A 19738-nucleotide genomic window follows, 5' to 3' on the forward strand; every position below is an offset into this window, starting at 1 on the left:
GTTCCTCCCGGTGGGCACAGGCGCGACCGAGACATTGCATAGGTTATTGAGCCGGCGACGGAGTATTGACGGCGCTCTGACGAACCGGCGGCTTTACAGGGGGCGTAGCAGTTTGTGTGCCAGCGCGCTTCAAGGCCGCGTCGGGTGTTGCATTGGCGGTGCCGGTGCCGGTCAGGCTGCGACGCACATCCAAGTTGCGCGACACCACCAATACCACCCGGCGGTTCTTCGCCCGTCCTTCTACCGTGGCGTTATTGGCCACTGGCTGGAACTCGCCGTAGCCCACTGACGCCAGGCGCCCAGGGTTCACACCCTGCATCGCAAGCATGCGCACGATGCTCGATGCGCGTGCCGACGACAGCTCCCAGTTGGTCGGGTACTGCGCAGTGGCAATCGGGAAATTGTCGGTAAAGCCTTCGACGTGGATCGGGTTTTCAAACGGCTTGAGGATCGCCGCGACCTTGTCGATGATGGTGAACGCCTGGTCGCTGGGCAACGCATCGGCACTGGCGAACAGCAGGCTGGAATTGAGCTCGATCTCGACCCACAACTCATTGCCGCGCACGGTCATCTGGTTGGAGCTGATCAGGTCGCCAAACGCGGCGCTGATATCATCGGCAATGCTTTTGAGCGGGTCGCTGGTGCCGCCCACGCCGGCAGCGGTTTCATCGCTGTCGTTGACCAACGGCTTGGCCGGGGTGACGGTCTTGGGCCGCTCTTCACCAATGGGGATCGGCTTGAGGGCGCGATCAGCGTCGTTGAACACGCCGATCAGTGCCTGGGAAATGACTTTGTATTTGCCTTCGTTGATCGACGAGATGGAGTACATCACCACGAAAAACGCGAACAGCAAGGTGATGAAGTCCGCATAGGACACCAGCCACCGCTCGTGGTTAACGTGTTCTTCAGGCTCGCGACGACGACGGCTCACAGGCAGCTACCTCCCTGAACACACCATTGACTGTGGCTGTGGTTGTGGTGAGCGAGCTTGCTCGCTCGCCACAAACGGCCAGTGCGCCACACGTCGATAACCATCGCCATCAATCCATGAAGCCCTGAAGCTTCAATTCGATGGAGCGTGGGTTCTCGCCCTCGGCAATCGACAGGATGCCTTCGAGCAGCATCTCGCGGTAACGCGATTGGCGCTGAGCGATTGCCTTGAGCTTGCTGGCCACCGGCAACAACACCAGGTTGGCGCTGGCCACGCCGTAGATGGTGGCCACGAACGCAACAGCAATGCCACTGCCCAACTGCGAAGGGTCGGCCAGGTTGCCCATCACGTGGATCAAGCCCATCACCGCACCGATGATGCCAATGGTCGGCGCATAGCCGCCCATGCTTTCAAAGACTTTGGCGGCGTTGATGTCGCGGCTTTCCTGGGTGTAGAAATCCACCTCCAGGATGCTGCGGATCGCTTCCGGCTCGGCGCCGTCCACCAGCAGTTGCAGGCCTTTGCGCGCGTAGCTGTCGGGCTCGGCATCGGCCACGCCTTCGAGGCCCAGCAGGCCTTCCTTGCGCGCCGTGAGGCTCCAGTTGACCACGCGGTCGATGCCACCGGCCAAGTCAACGCGGGGCGGGAAAATGATCCAGACCAGAATCTGCATGGCGCGCTTGAACGAACTCAGGGGCGACTGCAACAGCGCCGCACCCACGGTGCCGCCGATCACGATCAACGCCGCCGGGCCGTTGGCCAGGGCGCCGAGGTGGCCGCCTTCGAGGTAGTTGCCGCCGATGATCGCGACAAACGCCATGATGATGCCGATCAGGCTCAATACATCCATCAGAGACAGGCCTCCACCAGATGCTTGCCGATGTCGTCCAGGCTGTAGACGGCGTCGGCCAGCTCAGCCTTGACGATGGCCATGGGCATGCCATAGATCACGCAACTGGCTTCGTCCTGGGCCCAGATGGCGCTGCCGCCCTGCTTGAGCAGGCGTGCGCCTTCACGGCCGTCGGCACCCATGCCGGTGAGCACCACCGCCAGAACTTTGTCGCCATAGGACTTGGCCGCCGAACCAAAGGTGATATCCACGCACGGCTTGTAGTTCAGGCGCTCATCGCCCGGCAGGATTTTGATCGCACCACGGCCATCCACCATCATTTGCTTGCCACCGGGGGCCAGCAGCGCCAGGCCAGGACGCAGGATGTCGCCATCCTCGGCTTCCTTGACGCTGATGCGACACAGCTTGTCCAGGCGTTCGGCGAAGGCCTTGGTGAACGCGGCAGGCATGTGCTGGATCAACACGATGGGCGCCGGGAAGTTGGCCGGCAGTTGGGTCAACACGCGTTGCAGAGCCACCGGGCCGCCCGTGGACGTACCGATAGCCACCAGCTTGTAGGCCTTGCGCTTGGGCGCGGGCGAGTGAGCAGCAGCGGGCGCAGCAGTACGCACAGGCGCAGGTGCTACGGGGCGAGCCACCGGTGCTGGCGCAGGGCGCCCGAACGAGGTGGCCGGGGCCGCAGCGGGAGCAGGTGTCGGCGCTGGCGCAGGCGCAGGCGCGCTGAACAGGCTACGACGGTTACTGCGGGAAATACTGTGGACTTTCTCGCACAGCAGTTGCTTGACCTTCTCGGGGTTGCGCGAGATGTCTTCGAAATTCTTCGGCAGGAAGTCCACCGCGCCGGCATCCAGCGCATCCAGGGTGACCCGGGCGCCTTCGTGGGTCAGCGAGGAAAACATCAATACCGGGGTCGGGCAGCGTTGCATGATGTGCCGAACTGCCGTGATGCCATCCATCATCGGCATCTCGTAGTCCATGGTGATCACGTCCGGCTTCAACGCAATGGCTTGATCAATCGCCTCTTTACCGTTGGTGGCCGTACCGACCACCTGGATACTTGGATCGGCGGAAAGAATTTCCGAGACGCGGCGACGGAAGAAACCCGAATCGTCCACCACCAGGACCTTGACTGCCATAAACACTCCGTTAGGTGGGGCGGGCATTACCGCCCTACCCCACCAGAATCAAATACGCCGAGCGGCGTAACGCTTGAGCATGCTCGGAACATCGAGAATCAGCGCGATCCGACCGTCACCGGTGATGGTCGCACCCGACATGCCCGGGGTTCCCTGCAGCATTTTGCCCAAAGGCTTGATGACCACTTCTTCCTGGCCAACCAACTGGTCGACCACAAAGCCGATGCGTTGGGTGCCCACGGAGAGAATCACCACATGGCCTTCACGCTGCTCTTCATGTTTGGCCGAAGCCACCAGCCAGCGCTTGAGGTAGAACAGTGGCAACGCCTTGTCGCGCACGATCACCACTTCCTGGCCGTCCACCACGTTGGTGCGCGACAGGTCGAGGTGGAAGATCTCGTTGACGTTGACCAGCGGGAAGGCGAACGCCTGGTTGCCCAGCATCACCATCAGGGTCGGCATGATCGCCAAGGTCAACGGCACCTTGATCACGATCTTCGAGCCCTGGCCCTTGGTCGAGTAGATATTGATCGAGCCGTTGAGCTGGCTGATCTTGGTCTTCACCACGTCCATGCCCACGCCACGGCCCGACACGTCGGAAATCTCGGTTTTGGTCGAGAAGCCTGGGGCGAAGATCAGGTTGTAGCACTCGGTGTCGGTCAGACGGTCGGCGGCGTCCTTGTCCATCACGCCACGCTTGACGGCGATATTGCGCAATATGGCCGGGTCCATGCCTTTGCCGTCATCGGTGATCGACAGCAGGATGTGGTCGCCTTCTTGCTCCGCCGCCAGAATCACCTTGCCGCCACGGGACTTGCCCGAAGCTTCGCGTTCTTCCGGGGTTTCGACGCCGTGGTCGACGGCGTTGCGTACCAAGTGGACCAGCGGGTCGGCCAGGGCCTCGACAAGGTTTTTGTCGAGGTCGGTTTCTTCGCCCACCAGTTCCAGGTTGATCTCTTTCTTGAGCTGACGCGCCAGGTCACGAACCAGGCGCGGGAAGCGGCCGAAGACTTTCTTGATCGGCTGCATCCGGGTTTTCATCACCGCGGTTTGCAGATCGGCGGTGACCACGTCGAGGTTCGACACGGCCTTTTGCATGGCTTCATCGCCACTGCTCAGGCCCAGGCGCACCAGGCGGTTACGCACCAGTACCAGTTCGCCGACCATGTTCATGATGTCGTCCAGGCGTGCGGTATCAACCCGCACGGTGGTTTCGGCTTCACTGGCCGGTTTTTCCGCGAGCGGGGCAGCCGCCGCTGCTCGCGCCGGAGCCGGAGCGGCAGCCGGGGCTGGTGCGGGCTTGGCAGCGACAGGCGCGGCAGGCTTGGCGGCAACCGGTGCAGCCGTGGCCACCGCAGCGGCCGGGGCGACTTCTGTGAACTTGCCCTTGCCGTGCAACTCGTCCAGCAGGGATTCGAATTCGTGATCGGAGATCAGCCCATCGCCCGCAGGTGCTGCGGCGGCGGGTGCAGCTGCAACTGCCGCGACGGCCGGCAAGGCATCGGCGACAAAAGTGCCCTTGCCATGCAGTTGGTCGAGCAACGCTTCGAATTCGTCGTCGGTGATGTCTGTGCTGGCAGTGGCAGCCGGTGCTTCTACCGCAGCGACAGGCGCCACGGCGTCAGCGGCGAACTGGCCTTTGCCGTGCAACTGGTCGAGCAGGGATTCAAATTCTGCGTCGGTAATATCTTCGCTGGTAGGTGCTGCGACGGGCGCCGCCGGTGCTTCTGCCTCAGCCTTTACGGCACTGAGGGAGTTGAGCAACTGCTCGAACTCGTGGTCAGTCACATCCGGCTCGGCCTCAACCACAGGCTCCGCAACCGCTTCAACCGCAGGCGCAGCCGAGGTGTCGGCAGGCTCGGCATAGCGCGCCAGGGCGGCCAGCAGTTCCGGGGTAGCCGCGGTGATCGGGGCACGTTCGCGCACTTCGCTGAACATGCCATTGACCGCATCCAGTGCTTCGAGAATCACGTCCATCAATTCCGAATCAACGTGACGCTCACCCTTGCGCAGGATGTCGAACACGTTCTCGGCGATGTGGCAGCACTCCACCAGCTCATGGAGCTGGAGGAAGCCGGCGCCCCCTTTTACAGTGTGAAAACCGCGAAAAATTGCATTGAGCAGGTTCGCATCATCCGGTCGGCTTTCCAGCTCGACCAGTTGCTCGGACAACTGCTCTAAAATTTCGCCGGCCTCTACAAGGAAATCCTGAAGGATTTCTTCATCGGCGCCGAAGCTCATGTGGGTGCTCCTTAGAAGCCTAAACTGGATAACAGGTCATCGACATCATCTTGACCCGATACAACGTCTTCACGTTTATCGGCATGAATCTGCGGACCTTCACCCTTGGCGAGATGTTTTTGTGGATCTTTTTCAGAGAGGATCGCTTCGCGGTCATGTTCGATGCCGGCAAAACGGTCAACCTGGCCTGCCATGAGCACCAATTTGAGCAAATTGCTTTCCACTTCGGTGACCAACTGGGTCACACGCTTGATCACCTGGCCAGTGAGGTCCTGGTAATCCTGGGCCAGCAGAATGTCGTTGAGGTTGCTGGCAACCGTGCGGTTGTCCTGCTCGCTGCGTGACAAGAAGCCTTCAACCCGACGTGCCAGCTCGCGAAACTCTTCGGCACCCACTTCACGGCGCATAAAGCGGCCCCAGTCATTGCTCAGGGCCTGTGCTTCAGTGGCCATGCCGTTCACCAGGGGCGTGGCATTTTCAACCAGGTCCATGGTGCGATTGGCCGCCGCCTCAGTCAGCCTGACCACATAGGACAGGCGTTCGGTGGCATCAGTGATTTGCGAGATTTCTTCGGCCTGGGGCATGTGCGGGTCAATCTGAAAATTGACGATCGCACTGTGCAGCTCGCGTGTGAGCTTGCCCACTTCCTGGTACAGGCCGCGGTCACGGGTCTGGTTGAGCTCATGGATCAACTGCACCGCGTCGCCGAACTGGCCTTTTTCAAGGCTGTCGACCAACTGGTGAGCATGCTTTTTCAGGGTCGACTCGAAGTCTCCCTGTGATGATTCTTTATGCTCCATAGCTCCCCCGCGATGGCATTAGCCGTGGATGCGTTCGAAGATTTTTTCGATCTTCTCTTTCAGCGCCAATGCAGTGAATGGCTTGACCACATAACCGTTAACCCCGGCTTGGGCGGCTTCAATGATCTGCTCACGCTTGGCTTCGGCGGTCACCATCAGTACGGGCAGGCTGCGCAGTTTTTCATCAGCGCGCACGTGGCGCAGCAAATCGATACCGGTCATGCCCGGCATGTTCCAGTCTGTTACCAGAAAGTCGATGCTCCCGCTGTTGAGGATCGGAATCGCAGTAATGCCGTCATCCGCCTCGACCGTGTTAGTGAACCCAAGGTCACGCAACAGGTTTTTAATGATCCGCCGCATCGTTGAGAAGTCATCAACGATGAGGATTTTCATGTTCTTGTCCAATTCGACCTCCAAGCAGTCTTAAACGCGCCCAGCACCTGGACACGCCATTTCAATCAACAGGCATTACACAAAAAGGACTGCCAGGGCACCACGAAGCGAAACCGCGAAAGCACAGCTGTCACGGTCTCGTCTGCAGTGTCCCCACACTGCCTGTCAGCGCGCTCGCCACTCTCCCAAACGCCCCCGCAAGCGGGCTGCGCACTGGCTGTGCAACTGGCTGACGCGCGATTCGCTGACCCCCAGGACCTCACCGATTTCCTTGAGGTTCAGCTCTTCGTCGTAGTACAGCGCCAACACCAGTCGCTCACGCTCCGGCAAATTGGCGATCGCGTCGGCCAACGCGCCCTGGAAACGTTCATCCTCCAGGTCACGCGATGGCTCCATGTGAGCGCTCGCGCCGTCCTCGTGCAGCCCTTCGTGTTCGCCGTCCTGCAACAGGTCGTCGAAACTGAACAGGCGGCTGCCCAAGGTATCGTTCAAAATCCCGTAGTAATCGTCGAGACTCAATTGGAGTTCGGCCGCAACTTCGTGATCTTTAGCGTCGCGACCGGTTTTTGCTTCAATTGCGCGAATTGCGTCACTGACCATGCGTGTATTGCGATGCACAGAACGCGGCGCCCAGTCACCTTTGCGCACTTCATCGAGCATGGCGCCACGGATACGGATACCCGCGTACGTCTCGAAACTCGCGCCCTTGCTCGCGTCGTATTTGGTCGACACTTCGAGCAGGCCGATCATGCCGGCCTGGATCAGGTCCTCGACCTGAACGCTGGCCGGCAGGCGTGCCAGCAAGTGATAAGCGATGCGCTTGACCAGGGGCGCATAGCGCTCGATCAATTCGCCCTGGCTGTCACGGGCAGACTTCTTGTACGCGTTGTAGCCGGTCGCTGTCATAGCACGGGTCCTGCGCTCGTCTGATGCACCAATCGCTCGACGAAAAACTCCAGATGCCCCCGCGGGTTGGCAGGCAACGGCCAAGTATCGACCTTCTGGGCAATGGCCTTGAACGCCAGCGCGCATTTTGAACGAGGGAACGCTTCGTAGACCGCACGCTGCTTTTGCACGGCCTTGCGCACGCACTCGTCGTAGGGAACTGCGCCGACGTATTGTAAGGCGACATCGAGGAAGCGATCCGTGACCTTGGTCAACTTCGCGAACAGGTTGCGACCTTCTTGCGGGCTCTGGGCCATGTTGGCCAGCACCCGGAACCGGTTCATGCCGTAGTCACGGTTAAGCAGTTTGATCAGGGCGTAGGCGTCGGTGATCGAGGTGGGTTCATCGCAGACCACCAGCAATACTTCTTGCGCCGCGCGCACGAAGCTGACCACGGACTCGCCGATCCCGGCAGCGGTGTCGATCACCAGCACGTCGAGGTTGTCGCCGATATCGCTGAACGCCTGGATCAGGCCGGCATGCTGGGCCGGGCTCAGGTGCACCATGCTCTGGGTGCCTGAGGCGGCCGGCACGATGCGGATGCCACCGGGGCCCTGGAGCAGCACATCGCGCAGCTCACAGCGGCCCTCGATCACATCGGCGAGGGTGTGTTTGGGTGTCAGCCCCAGCAGAACGTCGACGTTCGCCAGCCCCAGGTCAGCATCCAGCAGCATGACGCGACGGCCAAGCTCTGCCAGGGCCAGGGACAAATTCACTGACACGTTAGTTTTCCCGACGCCACCTTTGCCGCCGGTCACCGCGATCACCTGTACGGGATGCATGCTGCCCATTTTATTCCGTTACCTTGTCTTGCTGAGTCGCAGGCTACATGGCTTGGCCGCGTGAATCGCTTGCAGACCATCGATGTAGGTACATTGCACTGTGTTCATGTTGCTCAACCCACGCGCTTGGCCGGGTTGTGATACAGGTCGGCGAACATATCGGCCATCGCTTCCTCGCTAGGCTCGTCTTGCATTTGCACGCTGACCGCACGGCTGACCAACTGGTGACGGCGCGGCAGATGTAAATCATCTGGAATCCGCGGCCCGTCGGTCAGGTAGGCGACCGGCAATTCATGGCTGATGGCCAGGCTCAGCACTTCACCCAGGCTCGCAGTTTCATCGAGCTTGGTGAGGATGCAACCGGCCAGGCCGCAGCGCTTGTAGCTGTGGTAAGCAGCGGTAAGAACCTGTTTCTGGCTGGTGGTTGCAAGCACCAGGTAATTTTTCGACTTGATGCCACGCCCGGCCAGGCTTTCGAGCTGCATGCGCAACGCAGGGTCGCTGGCTTGCAGGCCGGCGGTGTCGATCAACACCACGCGCTTGCGCAGCAGTGGGTCGAGGGCGTTGGCCAGGGACTGGCCCGGGTCAACGTGGGTCACCGATACATTGAGGATACGGCCCAGGGTCTTGAGCTGCTCCTGGGCACCAATGCGGTAGCTGTCCATGCTCACCAGGGCAATATTTTGCGCGCCGTACTTGAGCACATAACGGGCTGCCAGCTTGGCCAGGGTGGTGGTCTTGCCCATGCCGGCCGGGCCGACCATGGCGATCACACCGCCTTCTTCAAGCGGCTCGATTTCGGGGGTGGCGATCATGCGCGCCAAGTGGGCCAACAACATGCGCCAAGCCTGGCGGGGTTCTTCGATTTCGGTAGTCAGGGCCAGCAGGTCGCGGGACAACGGGCCAGACAGGCCGATACGTTGCAGACGACGCCACAGGTTGGCCTGTTGCGGCTTGCTGCCTTGCAATTGGGTCCAGGCCAGCGAGCCCAGCTGTACTTCCAGCAGTTCGCGCAGGCCGTTGAGCTCAAAACGCATCGAATCGAACACGCGCTGGTCGACTGCGGCAGCCGGTGCTGGCGCTGCAGGACGCGGCGGTTCTTTGAAGGTTGGCTCAACCAGCGGCTCGGCAGCCGTCAGCGGCAAGCCGGCAAACAACTGGCGATTGGTGGTGGCATCGCTGTCGCCACGCATGCTCAGCTCGGCCTGGGCCGAGACGATACGCGAGGCGGTCTTGCGCAACTCGTCTTCGAGTTCCATGTTGGGCACGCGCGGTGCCAGCGCCTGGGGGGTGTAATCCAGGGCAGCCGTCAGCTCGACACCGCCGGCAATGCGGCGGTTACCGATAATCGCGGCGTCGGCGCCCAGCTCATCACGTACCAGTTTCATGGCCTGACGCATATCGGCGGCGAAAAAACGCTTAACTTGCATAACCCACTACCTCAGCCGTTGGGCCCTACTGTCGCGACGATAGTCACTTGCTTGTTGTCAGGAATTTCCTGATAAGCCAAAACGTGCAAATTCGGAACTGCCAGGCGCCCAAACCGCGACAACATCGCTCGGACCGGGCCTGCCACCAGCAGAATCACCGGTTGGCCCTGCATCTCTTGGCGTTGTGCGGCGTCGATCAACGAACGCTGCAGTTTTTCAGCCATGCTTGGCTCCAGCAGAACGCCCTCTTCCTGGCCTTGCCCTGCCTTCTGAATACTATTGAGCAATATTTGTTCCAACCTTGGTTCCAAGGTGATCACAGGCAGCTCAGACTCAGTGCCTACAATGCTTTGCACGATTGCGCGCGACAATCCGACGCGCACCGCGGCCACCAGGGCGGCAGTATCTTGACTCTTGGCGGCATTGTTGGCGATAGCCTCGGCAATGCTGCGAATGTCGCGCACCGGCACTTGTTCGGCCAGCAGCGCCTGCAACACCTTGAGCAGTTGCGACAACGACAGCACACCCGGCACCAGCTCTTCAGCCAGTTTAGGCGATGCTTTGGCGAGCAAGCCCATCAATTGCTGGACTTCCTCGTGGCCGATCAGCTCATGGGAGTGCTTGTACAAAATCTGGTTAAGGTGCGTGGCGACCACGGTGCTGGCGTCCACCACGGTGTATCCGAGGGACTGCGCCTGGCTGCGCTGGCTGATTTCGATCCACACCGCGTCCAGGCCAAAAGCCGGATCTTTGGCGGTAATGCCGTTGAGGCTGCCGAAGACTTGCCCGGGGTTGATCGCCAGTTCGCGGTCTGGGTAAATCTCGGCTTCGGCCAAAATCACGCCCATGAGGGTCAGGCGGTAGGCGCTCGGGGCCAGGTCGAGGTTGTCGCGGATGTGCACAGTAGGCATCAAGAAGCCCAGGTCCTGTGACAATTTCTTGCGCACGCCCTTGATCCGGGCGAGCAATTGGCCGCCCTGGTTGCGGTCTACCAGAGGGATCAGGCGATAGCCCACTTCCAGGCCGATCATGTCGATTGGGGTCACGTCATCCCAGCCCAGCTCCTTGGTTTCCGAGGCGCGAGCTGGGGATGGCAGCAATTCTTGCTGACGCGCAACTTCTTGCAGTGCCTGCACTTTGACTGCGTTCTGCTTCTTCCAGAACAGATAGGCCGCGCCGCCGGCCAGGGCCGCCATGCTGAGGAACGAGACATGGGGCATGCCCGGCACGATGCCCATGATCGCCATGATGCCCGCCGCCACGGCCAAGGCCTTGGGCGAAGCGAACATCTGCCGGCTGATCTGCTTGCCCATGTCTTCGGAGCCCGAAGCACGGGTAACCATGATGGCCGCCGCTGTGGATAACAACAGTGATGGCAATTGCGCCACTAAACCGTCACCGATGGTCAGCAAGGCGTAGACCCGGCCCGCATCGCCGAAGGTCATGCCGTGCTGGAAGATGCCGACCGCCATGCCGCCGATGAGGTTGATAAACAGAATCAGCAGGCCCGCGATGGCGTCACCGCGTACGAATTTACTGGCACCGTCCATGGAGCCGTAGAACTCGGCTTCCTGGGCCACTTCGGCACGACGGGACTTGGCTTGGTTCTGGTCGATCAGGCCGGCGTTGAGGTCGGCGTCGATGGCCATCTGTTTGCCGGGCATGGCGTCGAGGGTAAACCGCGCGCTCACCTCGGAAATTCGCCCGGCACCTTTGGTCACCACGACGAAGTTGATGATCATGAGGATCGCGAACACTACGATACCGACCACGTAGTTACCGCCGATCACCACTTCACCGAAGGCCTGGATCACTTTACCGGCAGCGGCATGGCCGTCCTGGCCGTGGAGCATCACCACGCGGGTCGAGGCCACGTTGAGCGCCAGCCGCAACAGGGTCGCCACCAGCAGAATGGTGGGGAACACTGCAAAATCCAGCGGCCGCAGGGCGTACACGCACACCAGCAACACGACGACAGACAAGGCAATGTTGAAGGTAAAGAACACGTCCAGCAGGAACGGCGGCATCGGCAACATCATCATTGCCAGCATCACCAGCAACAACAACGGCACACCCAGATTGCCCCGCGACAGGTCAGTCAGGGTGCCACGGGCCGTGCTGAACATTTGAGAGCGATCTACCACCGGTATTCCTCGTGTCCTTTGAAGCAAAGTTTTGACGCCAGAAGGCGTCTTGGAAGCGGTATTGCAAGAAGCCTTCCAACTTTAGGTTGGCAGCGGGGAACATTGATTGTGCGCAAAGCAAATGTGGGAGGGGGCTTGCCCCCGATAGCGGTAGATCAGCACCAGATGTGCTGGCTGAACCACCGCTATCGGGGGCAAGCCCCCTCCCACATTTAGCCTTGTGTCGGGCTTGAATACTGAGCACACCGCCAAGCTCGCTTGGAACCGGTCAGATCACACGTACATCGTCGGCCTGCGGCCCCTTCTGACCCTCCTTGACCTCGTATTCCACTTTTTGGCCCTCCTCGAGAGTTTTGAATCCTTCGCTTTTTATTGAGGAATAATGGACAAACAGATCAGAGCCCCCTGCAGCCTGCACAATGAACCCAAAACCTTTTTCTGCGTTAAACCATTTAACCGTACCCATTGCCCTTGCCATTGCGTTACTCCCACTGCCTTGATTGAACCTGCGGCCCAATCAAACCTTGAAGGCGCACAGGCTGGCTACTGTCAAAGTTGACAGGTCAAGGGAAGCTTACGACGAACGGCAGAACGGCAAACCCCAGAACAGATCACGAGTCCCGACGCAATTCCGGCGGGATCGGCAGGTCTTTGAGGGGGTCAGGGCGCTTGCCTTTACCCGCGTGGTACTGGCGAATCTGATAGACATACGCCAACACCTGCGCAACAGCCAGGTACAAGCCAGCAGGAATCTCCTGCTCCAGCTCGGTGGAATAGAAGATCGACCGCGCCAACTCCGGCGACTCCAACAACAGGATGTCGTTAGCCACCGCAATTTCACGAATCTTCAACGCAGTAAAGTCGCTGCCCTTGGCCAGCAGCATCGGCGCACCGCCTTTCTCCGGGTCGTACTTGAGCGCTACGGCGTAGTGAGTCGGGTTGGTGATGACCACGTCGGCGTCGGGCACCGAGGCTATCATCTTGCGCTGGGACATTTCCCGTTGCAGCTGGCGAATGCGCTGCTTGACCTCGGGGCGGCCTTCCTGGTCCTTGTGCTCGTCGCGCACTTCCTGCTTGGTCATCAGCAGTTTCTTGTGGCTTTCCCACAGCTGGATCGGCGCGTCCACGGCCGCAATGATGATCAAGCCGGCGGCCATCCACATCGCGCTCCAGCCCACTACTTGCACGCTATGGATGATCGCCGACTCCAGCGGCTCATGGGCGATGCGCAGCAAGTCGTCGATGTCTGACGACAACACCATCAGCGCCACAAACAGAATCAGGATGAACTTGGCCAAGGCCTTGAGCAGCTCCACCAACGCCTTGGCGGAGAACATGCGCTTGAGCCCTGCTCCGGGGTTCATGCGGCTGAACTTGGGTGCCATGCTGCCAGCAGCGAACAGCCAGCCGCCCAAGGCGACCGGGCCGATCAGCGCCGCCAACAGCAAGGTGATCAGGATCGGCTGCACCGCCAAAATCGCGATTTTGCCTGAGTGCAGCAGGTACTGACCCATGGCGCCCGGGTCGAGCAGCACCTCGCGGGGCAAGGCGAAGTTGTGCTTCATCAACTCCATCAAATCCAGCGCCAGGCCGCCGCCGTAGATCAGCAAGGCGCCAGCGCCGGCCATCATGGTGGCAACGGTATTGAGCTCTTTGGAGCGGGCAATCTCGCCCTTTTCCCTGGAGTCTTTTTTACGTTTCTCCGTGGGGTCTTCTGTTTTGTCCTGACCACTCTCGCTTTCGGCCATGGCTCAGCGCGCCCGTGCCAGATCACGTAAGAACTGCAAGGCGTCGACCGCCAGCGGTTGATACTGATTGAGAATGTCGGCCAGGCCGATCCAGAAAATCCCCATGCCCAACACCAGGGTCAACGGGAAGCCGATAGAGAAGATGTTCAACTGCGGCGCCGCACGGGTCATCACGCCAAACGCGATATTGACCACCAGCAACGCAGTGATCGCCGGCAACACCAGCAACAAGGACGCGCCCAGCACCCAGGCAAGACGCCCGACTATTTCCCAGAAATGATTGACCACCAGGCCCGAGCCCACCGGCAAGGTCGTGAAACTCTCGGTCAACACCTCGAAGGCCACCAAATGGCCGTTCATGGCCAGAAACAGCAAGGTCACCAACATCGTCAGGAATTGCCCGATCACCGCCGCCGACACGCCGTTGGTGGGGTCGACCATGGAGGCGAAGCCCATACCCATCTGGATCGAGATGATTTGCCCGGCAATCACGAACGCCTGGAAAAACAGCGAGAGGGAAAACCCCAACATAGCGCCGATCAGAATCTGCTCGGCGATCAACAGCAGCGCACTCAAATCAATGGCATTGACCGGCGGCATCGGCGGCAACCCAGGCACGATCACCACGGTAATCGCCACCGCGAAGTACAGGCGTACACGCCGTGGCACCAGGGTCGTGCCGAATACCGGCATGGCCATCAACATCGCCGTCACCCGAAACAGTGGCAGGATGAAGGAGGCCACCCAGGTACTGATCTGGGTGTCGGTCAATGCCAGCAACGACTGCATCGGGTCAGCCGATCAGATGCGGAATACTGCCGTACAACTGCAGGATGTATTCCATAAAGGTTTGCACCAGCCACGGGCCGGCGACGATCAGGGTGACCAGCATCACCAGCAAACGCGGCAAAAAGCTCAAGGTCTGTTCGTTGATCTGGGTCGCCGCCTGGAACATCGCCACCAACAGGCCCACCAACAGACTTGGCACCACCAGCACGGCCACCATCACCGTGGTCAGCCACAGCGCTTCGCGAAACAGGTCGACGGCTACTTCTGGCGTCATAGCGCTATACCCCGCCGAAACTGCCGGCGAGGGTGCCGATAATCAGCGCCCAGCCGTCTACCAGTACAAACAACATGATCTTGAACGGCAACGAGATGATCAGCGGCGACAGCATCATCATACCCATGGCCATCAGCACGCTCGCCACAACCAGGTCGATGATCAGGAACGGGATAAAGATCATGAAGCCGATCTGGAACGCGGTCTTCAATTCGGACGTGACAAACGCCGGCACCAGGATGGTCAGGGGCGCCTGGTCCGGGGTGGCGATGTCGGTACGCTTGGACAGGCGCATAAACAGCTCAAGGTCGCTGGAGCGGGTCTGCGAGAGCATAAAGTCCTTGATTGGCACCTGAGCCCGGTCAATCGCGACCTGGGCGGTGATGGTTTCTGCCAGGTACGGTTGCAGGGCTTGCTGGTTCACCTTGTCGAACACCGGCGCCATGATAAACATCGTCAAGAACAACGCCATGCCGGTGAGGATCTGGTTGGACGGTGTCTGCTGCAAGCCCAGGGCCTGACGCAGGATCGAAAACACGATGATGATCCGCGTAAAGCTGGTCATCAGCATGACAAACGCCGGGATAAAACTCAGCGCGGTCATGATCAGCAGGATCTGCAGGCTGACCGAATACTCCTGCGCGCCCGCCGCGTTGGTGCCCAGGGTGATCGCCGGGATCGACAACGGGTCGGCGGCCAGCGCCAATGGCGCGACCAGCAACAGCATGAGCGTCAATAAAACGCGCATTACTTCTTATCCTTCTGATCCTTGCCCAACAACTCCATCAGGCGCTGGGCGAATTCTGGCGTGGCAGACTGGGTCTGATCGACGTTTACCGGGGTCTTGAGCACATGCAGCGGGGTGATGCGGCCAGGGGTGATGCCCAGCAATATCTGCTCCTCCCCCACTTGCACCAGCACCAACCGATCACGCGGGCCGAGGGCACGCGAGCCCACCAGCTCAATAACTTGGCCGTTGCCGGGCCCAACGCGCTGTACGCGGCGCATCAGCCAGGCGAGCACGAAGATCAAGCCGACCACCAGCAACAGGCCCAGCACCAGTTGGGTCAACTGGCCGCCGAGACTGGCGGGCGCCGCGGCCGCAGCCTGAGCCACCGGTTCGGCCGCCAAAGCGCCCAATGGCAGCGCTGACAACAGTCCTACCGTCAGGCGCTGCATATCAGCGCAACTTCTTGATGCGTTCGCTCGGGCTGATCACGTCGGTCAGGCGGATGCCGAACTTTTCGTTGACCACCACCACCTCACCATGGGCAATCAGGGTGCCGTTGACCAGCACGTCCAGCGGCTCGCCGGCCAGGCGGTCCAACTCGATCACCGAGCCTTGGTTGAGTTGCAGCAGGTTGCGGATGTTGATGTCGGTGCTGCCGACTTCCATGGAGATCGACACCGGGATGTCGAGAATCACGTCCAGGTTGGGGCCGTCGAGGGTCACCGGGTCGTTGTTCTTCGGCACGCTGCCGAACTCTTCCATTTGCAGGCGGTTGCCGGCAGGTGCAGTGGCGGCGTCAGCGGCCAGCAAAGCGTCGATATCGTCCTGGCCAACCTCGCCGGTTTCTTCCAGGGCAGCGGCCCATTCATCAGCCAGGGCCTGGTCTTCGGCGGAAGTGTTTTCGTGTTCGGTAGCCATTACATGTCCTCGGCGGAGCAAAAATTAGTGTTGATCAGCGGCGATTGATCGGTTCAACCACTTGCAGCGCCAGGTTGCCCTTGTGGGACCCCAGCTTGACCTTGAACGACGGCACGCCGTTGGCGCGCATGATCATTTCTTCCGGCAATTCGACGGGAATGATGTCTCCCGGCTGCATGTGCAAAATGTCCCGCAGGCGCAACTGGCGGCGGGCCACGGTGGCGCTCAGCGGCACATCGACGTCCAGCAGGTCTTCGCGCAGGGCCTTGACCCAACGTTCGTCCTGGTCGTCCAGGTCAGACTGGAAGCCAGCGTCGAGCATCTCGCGCACCGGTTCAATCATCGAGTACGGCATGGTCACGTGCAGGTCGCCGCCACCGCCATCGAGTTCGATGTGGAAGGTAGATACCACAATGGCTTCGCTGGGGCCGACGATGTTGGCCATGGCCGGGTTCACTTCCGAGTTGATGTACTCGAAATTGACTTCCATGATCGCTTGCCAGGCTTCCTTCAAGTCGATGAAGGCTTGCTCCAGCACCATGCGCACCACCCGCAGCTCCGTGGGGGTGAATTCACGGCCTTCGATCTTGGCGTGACGACCGTCACCGCCGAAGAAGTTGTCCACCAGCTTGAACACCAGCTTGGCGTCGAGGATGAACAGCGCCGTGCCGCGCAGGGGCTTGATCTTGACCAGGTTGAGGCTGGTGGGCACGTACAGCGAGTGCACGTATTCACCGAACTTCATCACCTGCACGCCGCCCACCGCCACATCTGCCGAACGGCGCAGCATGTTGAACATGCTGATGCGGGTATAGCGGGCGAAACGTTCGTTGATCATCTCCAGGGTCGGCATGCGCCCACGGACGATGCGGTCTTGGCTGGTCAGGTCGTAACTTTTGACACTGCCGGGTTCGGCAGCCATTTCGGTCTGTACCAGACCATCGTCGACGCCATGCAACAGCGCATCGATTTCATCCTGGGACAGCAGGTCTTGCACGGCCATGTCGTGGTCCTACTGCAATACGAAGTTAGTGAAGAGCGCCTGCTCGATCACGACTTTGCCGAGCTCTTTCTGGGCCACTTCCTGCACGCTGGCAGTGACCTTCTGGCGCAGCATTTCCTGGCCCACCGGGGTGGCAAGGGTCTCAAAGCTCTGCCCGGAGAACAGCATCACCAGGTTGTTGCGGATCACTGGCATGTGCACCTTGAGGGCGTCCAGGTCCGACTGGTTGCGCGCCAGCAAGGTGATGCTCACCTGCAGGTAGCGCTGACGACCGTTTTGATTGAAGTTGGCGACAAAGGCCGGAAGCATCGGCTCAAAGATTGCCGGTTGCTTGACGTTGGTGGCGGTTTCGGCGGCAGGTGCCGGCTTGCTTGCACTGCTGTGCATGATGTACCAGGTGCCCCCTACCGAGGCGCCGATGGCCAGCAGCAGGCCTACGACTATCAACAGGATAAGCTTGAGCTTGCCTTTGCCTGCGGGTGCTTTTGCTGCGTCGTCGCTCTTCGCCATGCCAATAATCCGTCACTATTCGGGGATTCATAGATCTACGGAAAGGCAAGAGCAAGTGTTATGCCAGAGTTGTCTGGAAGATTGGGGAAGGCGCCACACCACAAATCAAATGTGGGAGGGGGCTTGCCCCCGATGAGAGAGTGTCAGCTAAACATCTATGGCTGACACACCGCTATCGGGGGCAAGCCCCCTCCCACATGGACCGCGTTCCTACTGGAGTCAGGCGTAGTAATCGACGGCGCTGGAGCCGATCACGGTAGACGTTACCGGTGCGACCGCTTCAGCGATCTCGGCATGAGCGCCGCTATCGCTATCGCCACCACGCCCACCGCTGCCACGAACACCTTGGGTCTGCGCCTGCTGCTGTTGCTGCTCTTGACCACGGGACTGGTCAGACACATTCACATCCACCTGCCCCATACCCTGCTGGGCAAACATCTCCCGCAAGCGGCCCGACTGGCTTTCCAGCGCTTCGCGCACCACCGGGTGGGCACTCATGAAATTGACCTGGGCTTGCTGGTCGGCGGTCATGTTGACCTTGATATCCAGGCGACCGAGCTCAGCCGGCTGCAACTGAATCTCCGCCGACTTGAGGTTGGCACTGGAGAGGTACATCACACGGTTGACGATTTCATCAGTCCAACCACTTTGGTGCATGGCCAATGGAGTGTTCGTCACCGGCGGCAAGGCGTTGGCGGTTTTTGGCGTCGCGGCCTGGGTCAGTGCAGCCAGGCGGTCGGCGAAGTTATCGACACGGGTGTCGCTGCTGGCGTTCTTAAGGTCTTTGAGGCCGCCATCGATCAGCGCGCCAAAGGCTTTGTCGCCGCCCTGGTCAGTGCTGTCCTTGCTGGCTTGCTGGTCGACCATATTGGCCATGCCAGCCGCGAAATTCTGTGCGGCGGTCGGTTGGTCCAAGGCCGGCGGTGGCGCGGCTTTCACCGATGCCTGGCTGCTGGCGGACACGTGGCCGCCCTGCTCCATCGCCAGACGCACGGCGGGCATGGCGTCCAGGGGGTCGGCTTCAGGGTCGAACTCGGGCTGAGCTTCGTCGATGGCCGCAGTCGGCGCTGCCACCAACGGCAGGTTTTTGTCGTCTTTGGCAGTGGTGACCGGTGCAGGGGTTTGCACGGGCACAGGCACGGCCACCGGGGTGACGGCGGCGATCATGGCCGGGTCAACCACAGGGTCAGCAGGTGGTTGCTGTGCCAGGGCTGGGTCTGCGGCAGCGTCGTCATCTTTGCTGGCGTTGTCGTCTGGCTTGGCAGGCAAGGTATTGCCGCTATCGGCAACCGCCGGCTTGCTGACGGCAGGCTTGTCGTCACCGACAGCCGGCTTGGCGCTGGCGTCGGCAGGCTTGTCTCGCGTGGGTTTTGGCGAGTTGTCGTCGGCTTTGACCGTGGGTTTGGAACCTTGGTTGGCGAACACCTGAGCGAAGCCAGGGCCCTTGTCCCGCGGGTCTGCGGCCGCTACCGGTTGATTGGCGGCGGGCGCTTGAGGCTTGGCCGCAGGGGCAGCCTGAAGGAGGGAGTTGGGGGCGACTGGCATAGGTAAAGGTCTCCACTGCATGGGGGTCGGGGATGCAGTCTCAGGAAGTAGAGCAAGAGTTGGGCCAGGTTTTCGGGGATTGCGTTTTATGGTGTACATATCCGTTATTTAGGTAACGGCCACTTAGGGTTCCGCTCTTACAGCGGCTCACTTTTGAAGAGCGCAAAAGTAAGCAAAACGCTTCGCCCCACCACTCGGTGCCTCGCCTAGGCTCGGCATGCCCTCACTCCGGCTTGAATCCGTGGGCCGCCGTCATGGGCCATCCATGGCCCAGGACGGCTAACCCGGCGTCCTGCCGGGTTACCCACGGATTCAAGCCTGCGTTCGGCCAGCGTGGTTAACGGGGCGCCTAAGATCAAGATCAAAAGCCAAATCAAAAGCCAGAGCCAGAGCCAGAGCCAGAGCCAGAGCCAGAGCCAGAGCCAGAGCCAGAGCAAACCACTTTCCATCTAATACATGGAGATCAAAACTGTGGGAGGGGGCTTGCCCCCGATGGCGGTGTGTCAGTCACAGGTATTTCAACTGGCACTACCTCATCGGGGGCAAGCCCCCTCCCACATTTGAATGTT

Annotated in this window: 20 protein-coding genes; all 20 read right to left on the minus strand. The window is 60.5% G+C overall.

Features of this window, described 5'->3' with window-relative positions:
- Positions 1 to 43: 43 nt before the first annotated feature.
- Positions 44 to 931 carry a flagellar motor protein MotD gene (motD, locus tag ICY20_RS13200; protein WP_159962045.1) on the minus strand — a complete coding sequence of 296 codons (888 nt, stop codon included), beginning with the start codon at positions 929 to 931 and terminating at the stop codon, positions 44 to 46.
- A 109-nt stretch (positions 932 to 1040) separates the two neighbouring features.
- Positions 1041 to 1781 (minus strand): flagellar motor protein, encoded by a 741-nt coding sequence (locus ICY20_RS13205; RefSeq protein ID WP_159962046.1) that lies wholly within the window; start codon positions 1779 to 1781, stop codon positions 1041 to 1043.
- The gene (locus ICY20_RS13210; protein ID WP_194937691.1) at positions 1781 to 2917 is read right to left on the minus strand and encodes a protein-glutamate methylesterase/protein-glutamine glutaminase; all 1137 of its coding nucleotides are present in this window, start codon (positions 2915 to 2917) and stop codon (positions 1781 to 1783) included. The genes ICY20_RS13205 and ICY20_RS13210 overlap by 1 nt, the downstream gene beginning before the upstream one ends.
- Positions 2918 to 2965: 48 nt before the next feature.
- Positions 2966 to 5158, minus strand: a complete 2193-nt coding sequence (locus tag ICY20_RS13215; RefSeq protein WP_159962048.1) for a chemotaxis protein CheA — start codon at positions 5156 to 5158, stop codon at positions 2966 to 2968.
- Positions 5159 to 5169: 11 nt separating this feature from the next.
- Positions 5170 to 5958 carry a protein phosphatase CheZ gene (locus ICY20_RS13220; protein WP_159962049.1) on the minus strand — a complete coding sequence of 263 codons (789 nt, stop codon included), beginning with the start codon at positions 5956 to 5958 and terminating at the stop codon, positions 5170 to 5172.
- Between the two features lie 18 nt (positions 5959 to 5976).
- Positions 5977 to 6351, minus strand: coding sequence for a chemotaxis response regulator CheY (locus ICY20_RS13225; RefSeq protein WP_015885173.1), 375 nt, complete (start codon positions 6349 to 6351; stop codon positions 5977 to 5979).
- Positions 6352 to 6516: 165 nt separating this feature from the next.
- A complete protein-coding gene (gene fliA / locus ICY20_RS13230) occupies positions 6517 to 7257 on the minus strand; it encodes an RNA polymerase sigma factor FliA (RefSeq protein WP_016976604.1) in 741 nt (246 codons plus the stop codon).
- The gene (gene fleN, locus ICY20_RS13235; protein ID WP_003192912.1) at positions 7254 to 8087 is read right to left on the minus strand and encodes a flagellar synthesis regulator FleN; all 834 of its coding nucleotides are present in this window, start codon (positions 8085 to 8087) and stop codon (positions 7254 to 7256) included. Before fleN ends, fliA begins: the two co-directional genes overlap by 4 nt.
- Before the next feature lie 104 nt (positions 8088 to 8191).
- A complete protein-coding gene (gene flhF / locus ICY20_RS13240) occupies positions 8192 to 9508 on the minus strand; it encodes a flagellar biosynthesis protein FlhF (RefSeq protein ID WP_194937692.1) in 1317 nt (438 codons plus the stop codon).
- A gap of 11 nt (positions 9509 to 9519) precedes the next feature.
- Positions 9520 to 11634: a flagellar biosynthesis protein FlhA gene (gene flhA / locus ICY20_RS13245; protein ID WP_159962061.1), complete on the minus strand. Its 2115-nt coding sequence runs from the start codon at positions 11632 to 11634 to the stop codon at positions 9520 to 9522.
- Positions 11635 to 11920: 286 nt separating this feature from the next.
- Positions 11921 to 12130, minus strand: coding sequence for a cold-shock protein (locus ICY20_RS13250; RefSeq protein WP_194937693.1), 210 nt, complete (start codon positions 12128 to 12130; stop codon positions 11921 to 11923).
- Positions 12131 to 12263: 133 nt separating this feature from the next.
- Positions 12264 to 13400, minus strand: a complete 1137-nt coding sequence (gene flhB, locus ICY20_RS13255; protein ID WP_194937694.1) for a flagellar biosynthesis protein FlhB — start codon at positions 13398 to 13400, stop codon at positions 12264 to 12266.
- Between the two features lie 3 nt (positions 13401 to 13403).
- Positions 13404 to 14189 (minus strand): flagellar biosynthetic protein FliR, encoded by a 786-nt coding sequence (gene fliR / locus ICY20_RS13260; protein ID WP_159962053.1) that lies wholly within the window; start codon positions 14187 to 14189, stop codon positions 13404 to 13406.
- A gap of 4 nt (positions 14190 to 14193) precedes the next feature.
- Positions 14194 to 14463 carry a flagellar biosynthesis protein FliQ gene (gene fliQ / locus ICY20_RS13265; RefSeq protein WP_099584132.1) on the minus strand — a complete coding sequence of 90 codons (270 nt, stop codon included), beginning with the start codon at positions 14461 to 14463 and terminating at the stop codon, positions 14194 to 14196.
- 4 nt (positions 14464 to 14467) lie between these two features.
- On the minus strand, positions 14468 to 15211 hold the full coding sequence (fliP, locus tag ICY20_RS13270) for a flagellar type III secretion system pore protein FliP (protein WP_159962054.1): 744 nt from the start codon (positions 15209 to 15211) through the stop codon (positions 14468 to 14470).
- A complete protein-coding gene (fliO, locus tag ICY20_RS13275) occupies positions 15211 to 15642 on the minus strand; it encodes a flagellar biosynthetic protein FliO (protein ID WP_159962055.1) in 432 nt (143 codons plus the stop codon). Before fliO ends, fliP begins: the two co-directional genes overlap by 1 nt.
- 1 nt (position 15643) lies before the next feature.
- Positions 15644 to 16111 (minus strand): flagellar motor switch protein FliN, encoded by a 468-nt coding sequence (fliN, locus tag ICY20_RS13280; RefSeq protein ID WP_159962056.1) that lies wholly within the window; start codon positions 16109 to 16111, stop codon positions 15644 to 15646.
- Between the two features lie 34 nt (positions 16112 to 16145).
- Positions 16146 to 17114, minus strand: a complete 969-nt coding sequence (gene fliM / locus ICY20_RS13285; RefSeq protein WP_010208755.1) for a flagellar motor switch protein FliM — start codon at positions 17112 to 17114, stop codon at positions 16146 to 16148.
- Positions 17115 to 17123: 9 nt separating this feature from the next.
- On the minus strand, positions 17124 to 17624 hold the full coding sequence (fliL, locus tag ICY20_RS13290) for a flagellar basal body-associated protein FliL (protein ID WP_159962057.1): 501 nt from the start codon (positions 17622 to 17624) through the stop codon (positions 17124 to 17126).
- 219 nt (positions 17625 to 17843) lie between these two features.
- Positions 17844 to 19169 (minus strand): flagellar hook-length control protein FliK, encoded by a 1326-nt coding sequence (locus ICY20_RS13295; RefSeq protein ID WP_194937695.1) that lies wholly within the window; start codon positions 19167 to 19169, stop codon positions 17844 to 17846.
- Positions 19170 to 19738 lie beyond the last annotated feature (569 nt).

Source organism: Pseudomonas pisciculturae (assembly GCF_015461805.1).
In the GTDB taxonomy this organism is placed as follows: Bacteria; Pseudomonadota; Gammaproteobacteria; order Pseudomonadales; family Pseudomonadaceae; genus Aquipseudomonas; species Aquipseudomonas pisciculturae.

Bases quoted from the DNA above. Each gene is read 5' to 3' on its own strand.
- fliN (WP_159962056.1), bottom strand. From the start codon at position 16,111: ATGGCTACCGAACACGAAAACACTTCCGCCGAAGACCAGGCCCTGGCT.
- ICY20_RS13225 (WP_015885173.1), bottom strand. From the start codon at position 6,351: ATGAAAATCCTCATCGTTGATGACTTCTCAACGATGCGGCGGATCATT.
- fliA (WP_016976604.1), bottom strand. From the start codon at position 7,257: ATGACAGCGACCGGCTACAACGCGTACAAGAAGTCTGCCCGTGACAGC.
- fliO (WP_159962055.1), bottom strand. From the start codon at position 15,642: ATGCAGCGCCTGACGGTAGGACTGTTGTCAGCGCTGCCATTGGGCGCT.
- ICY20_RS13220 (WP_159962049.1), bottom strand. From the start codon at position 5,958: ATGGAGCATAAAGAATCATCACAGGGAGACTTCGAGTCGACCCTGAAA.
- ICY20_RS13295 (WP_194937695.1), bottom strand. From the start codon at position 19,169: ATGCCAGTCGCCCCCAACTCCCTCCTTCAGGCTGCCCCTGCGGCCAAG.
- fleN (WP_003192912.1), bottom strand. From the start codon at position 8,087: ATGGGCAGCATGCATCCCGTACAGGTGATCGCGGTGACCGGCGGCAAA.
- flhA (WP_159962061.1), bottom strand. From the start codon at position 11,634: ATGTTCAGCACGGCCCGTGGCACCCTGACTGACCTGTCGCGGGGCAAT.
- fliM (WP_010208755.1), bottom strand. From the start codon at position 17,114: ATGGCCGTGCAAGACCTGCTGTCCCAGGATGAAATCGATGCGCTGTTG.
- fliQ (WP_099584132.1), bottom strand. From the start codon at position 14,463: ATGACGCCAGAAGTAGCCGTCGACCTGTTTCGCGAAGCGCTGTGGCTG.
- ICY20_RS13210 (WP_194937691.1), bottom strand. From the start codon at position 2,917: ATGGCAGTCAAGGTCCTGGTGGTGGACGATTCGGGTTTCTTCCGTCGC.
- fliL (WP_159962057.1), bottom strand. From the start codon at position 17,624: ATGGCGAAGAGCGACGACGCAGCAAAAGCACCCGCAGGCAAAGGCAAG.
- fliR (WP_159962053.1), bottom strand. From the start codon at position 14,189: ATGCAGTCGTTGCTGGCATTGACCGACACCCAGATCAGTACCTGGGTG.
- flhB (WP_194937694.1), bottom strand. From the start codon at position 13,400: ATGGCCGAAAGCGAGAGTGGTCAGGACAAAACAGAAGACCCCACGGAG.
- flhF (WP_194937692.1), bottom strand. From the start codon at position 9,508: ATGCAAGTTAAGCGTTTTTTCGCCGCCGATATGCGTCAGGCCATGAAA.
- ICY20_RS13215 (WP_159962048.1), bottom strand. From the start codon at position 5,158: ATGAGCTTCGGCGCCGATGAAGAAATCCTTCAGGATTTCCTTGTAGAG.
- ICY20_RS13250 (WP_194937693.1), bottom strand. From the start codon at position 12,130: ATGGCAAGGGCAATGGGTACGGTTAAATGGTTTAACGCAGAAAAAGGT.
- fliP (WP_159962054.1), bottom strand. From the start codon at position 15,211: ATGCGCGTTTTATTGACGCTCATGCTGTTGCTGGTCGCGCCATTGGCG.
- ICY20_RS13205 (WP_159962046.1), bottom strand. From the start codon at position 1,781: ATGGATGTATTGAGCCTGATCGGCATCATCATGGCGTTTGTCGCGATC.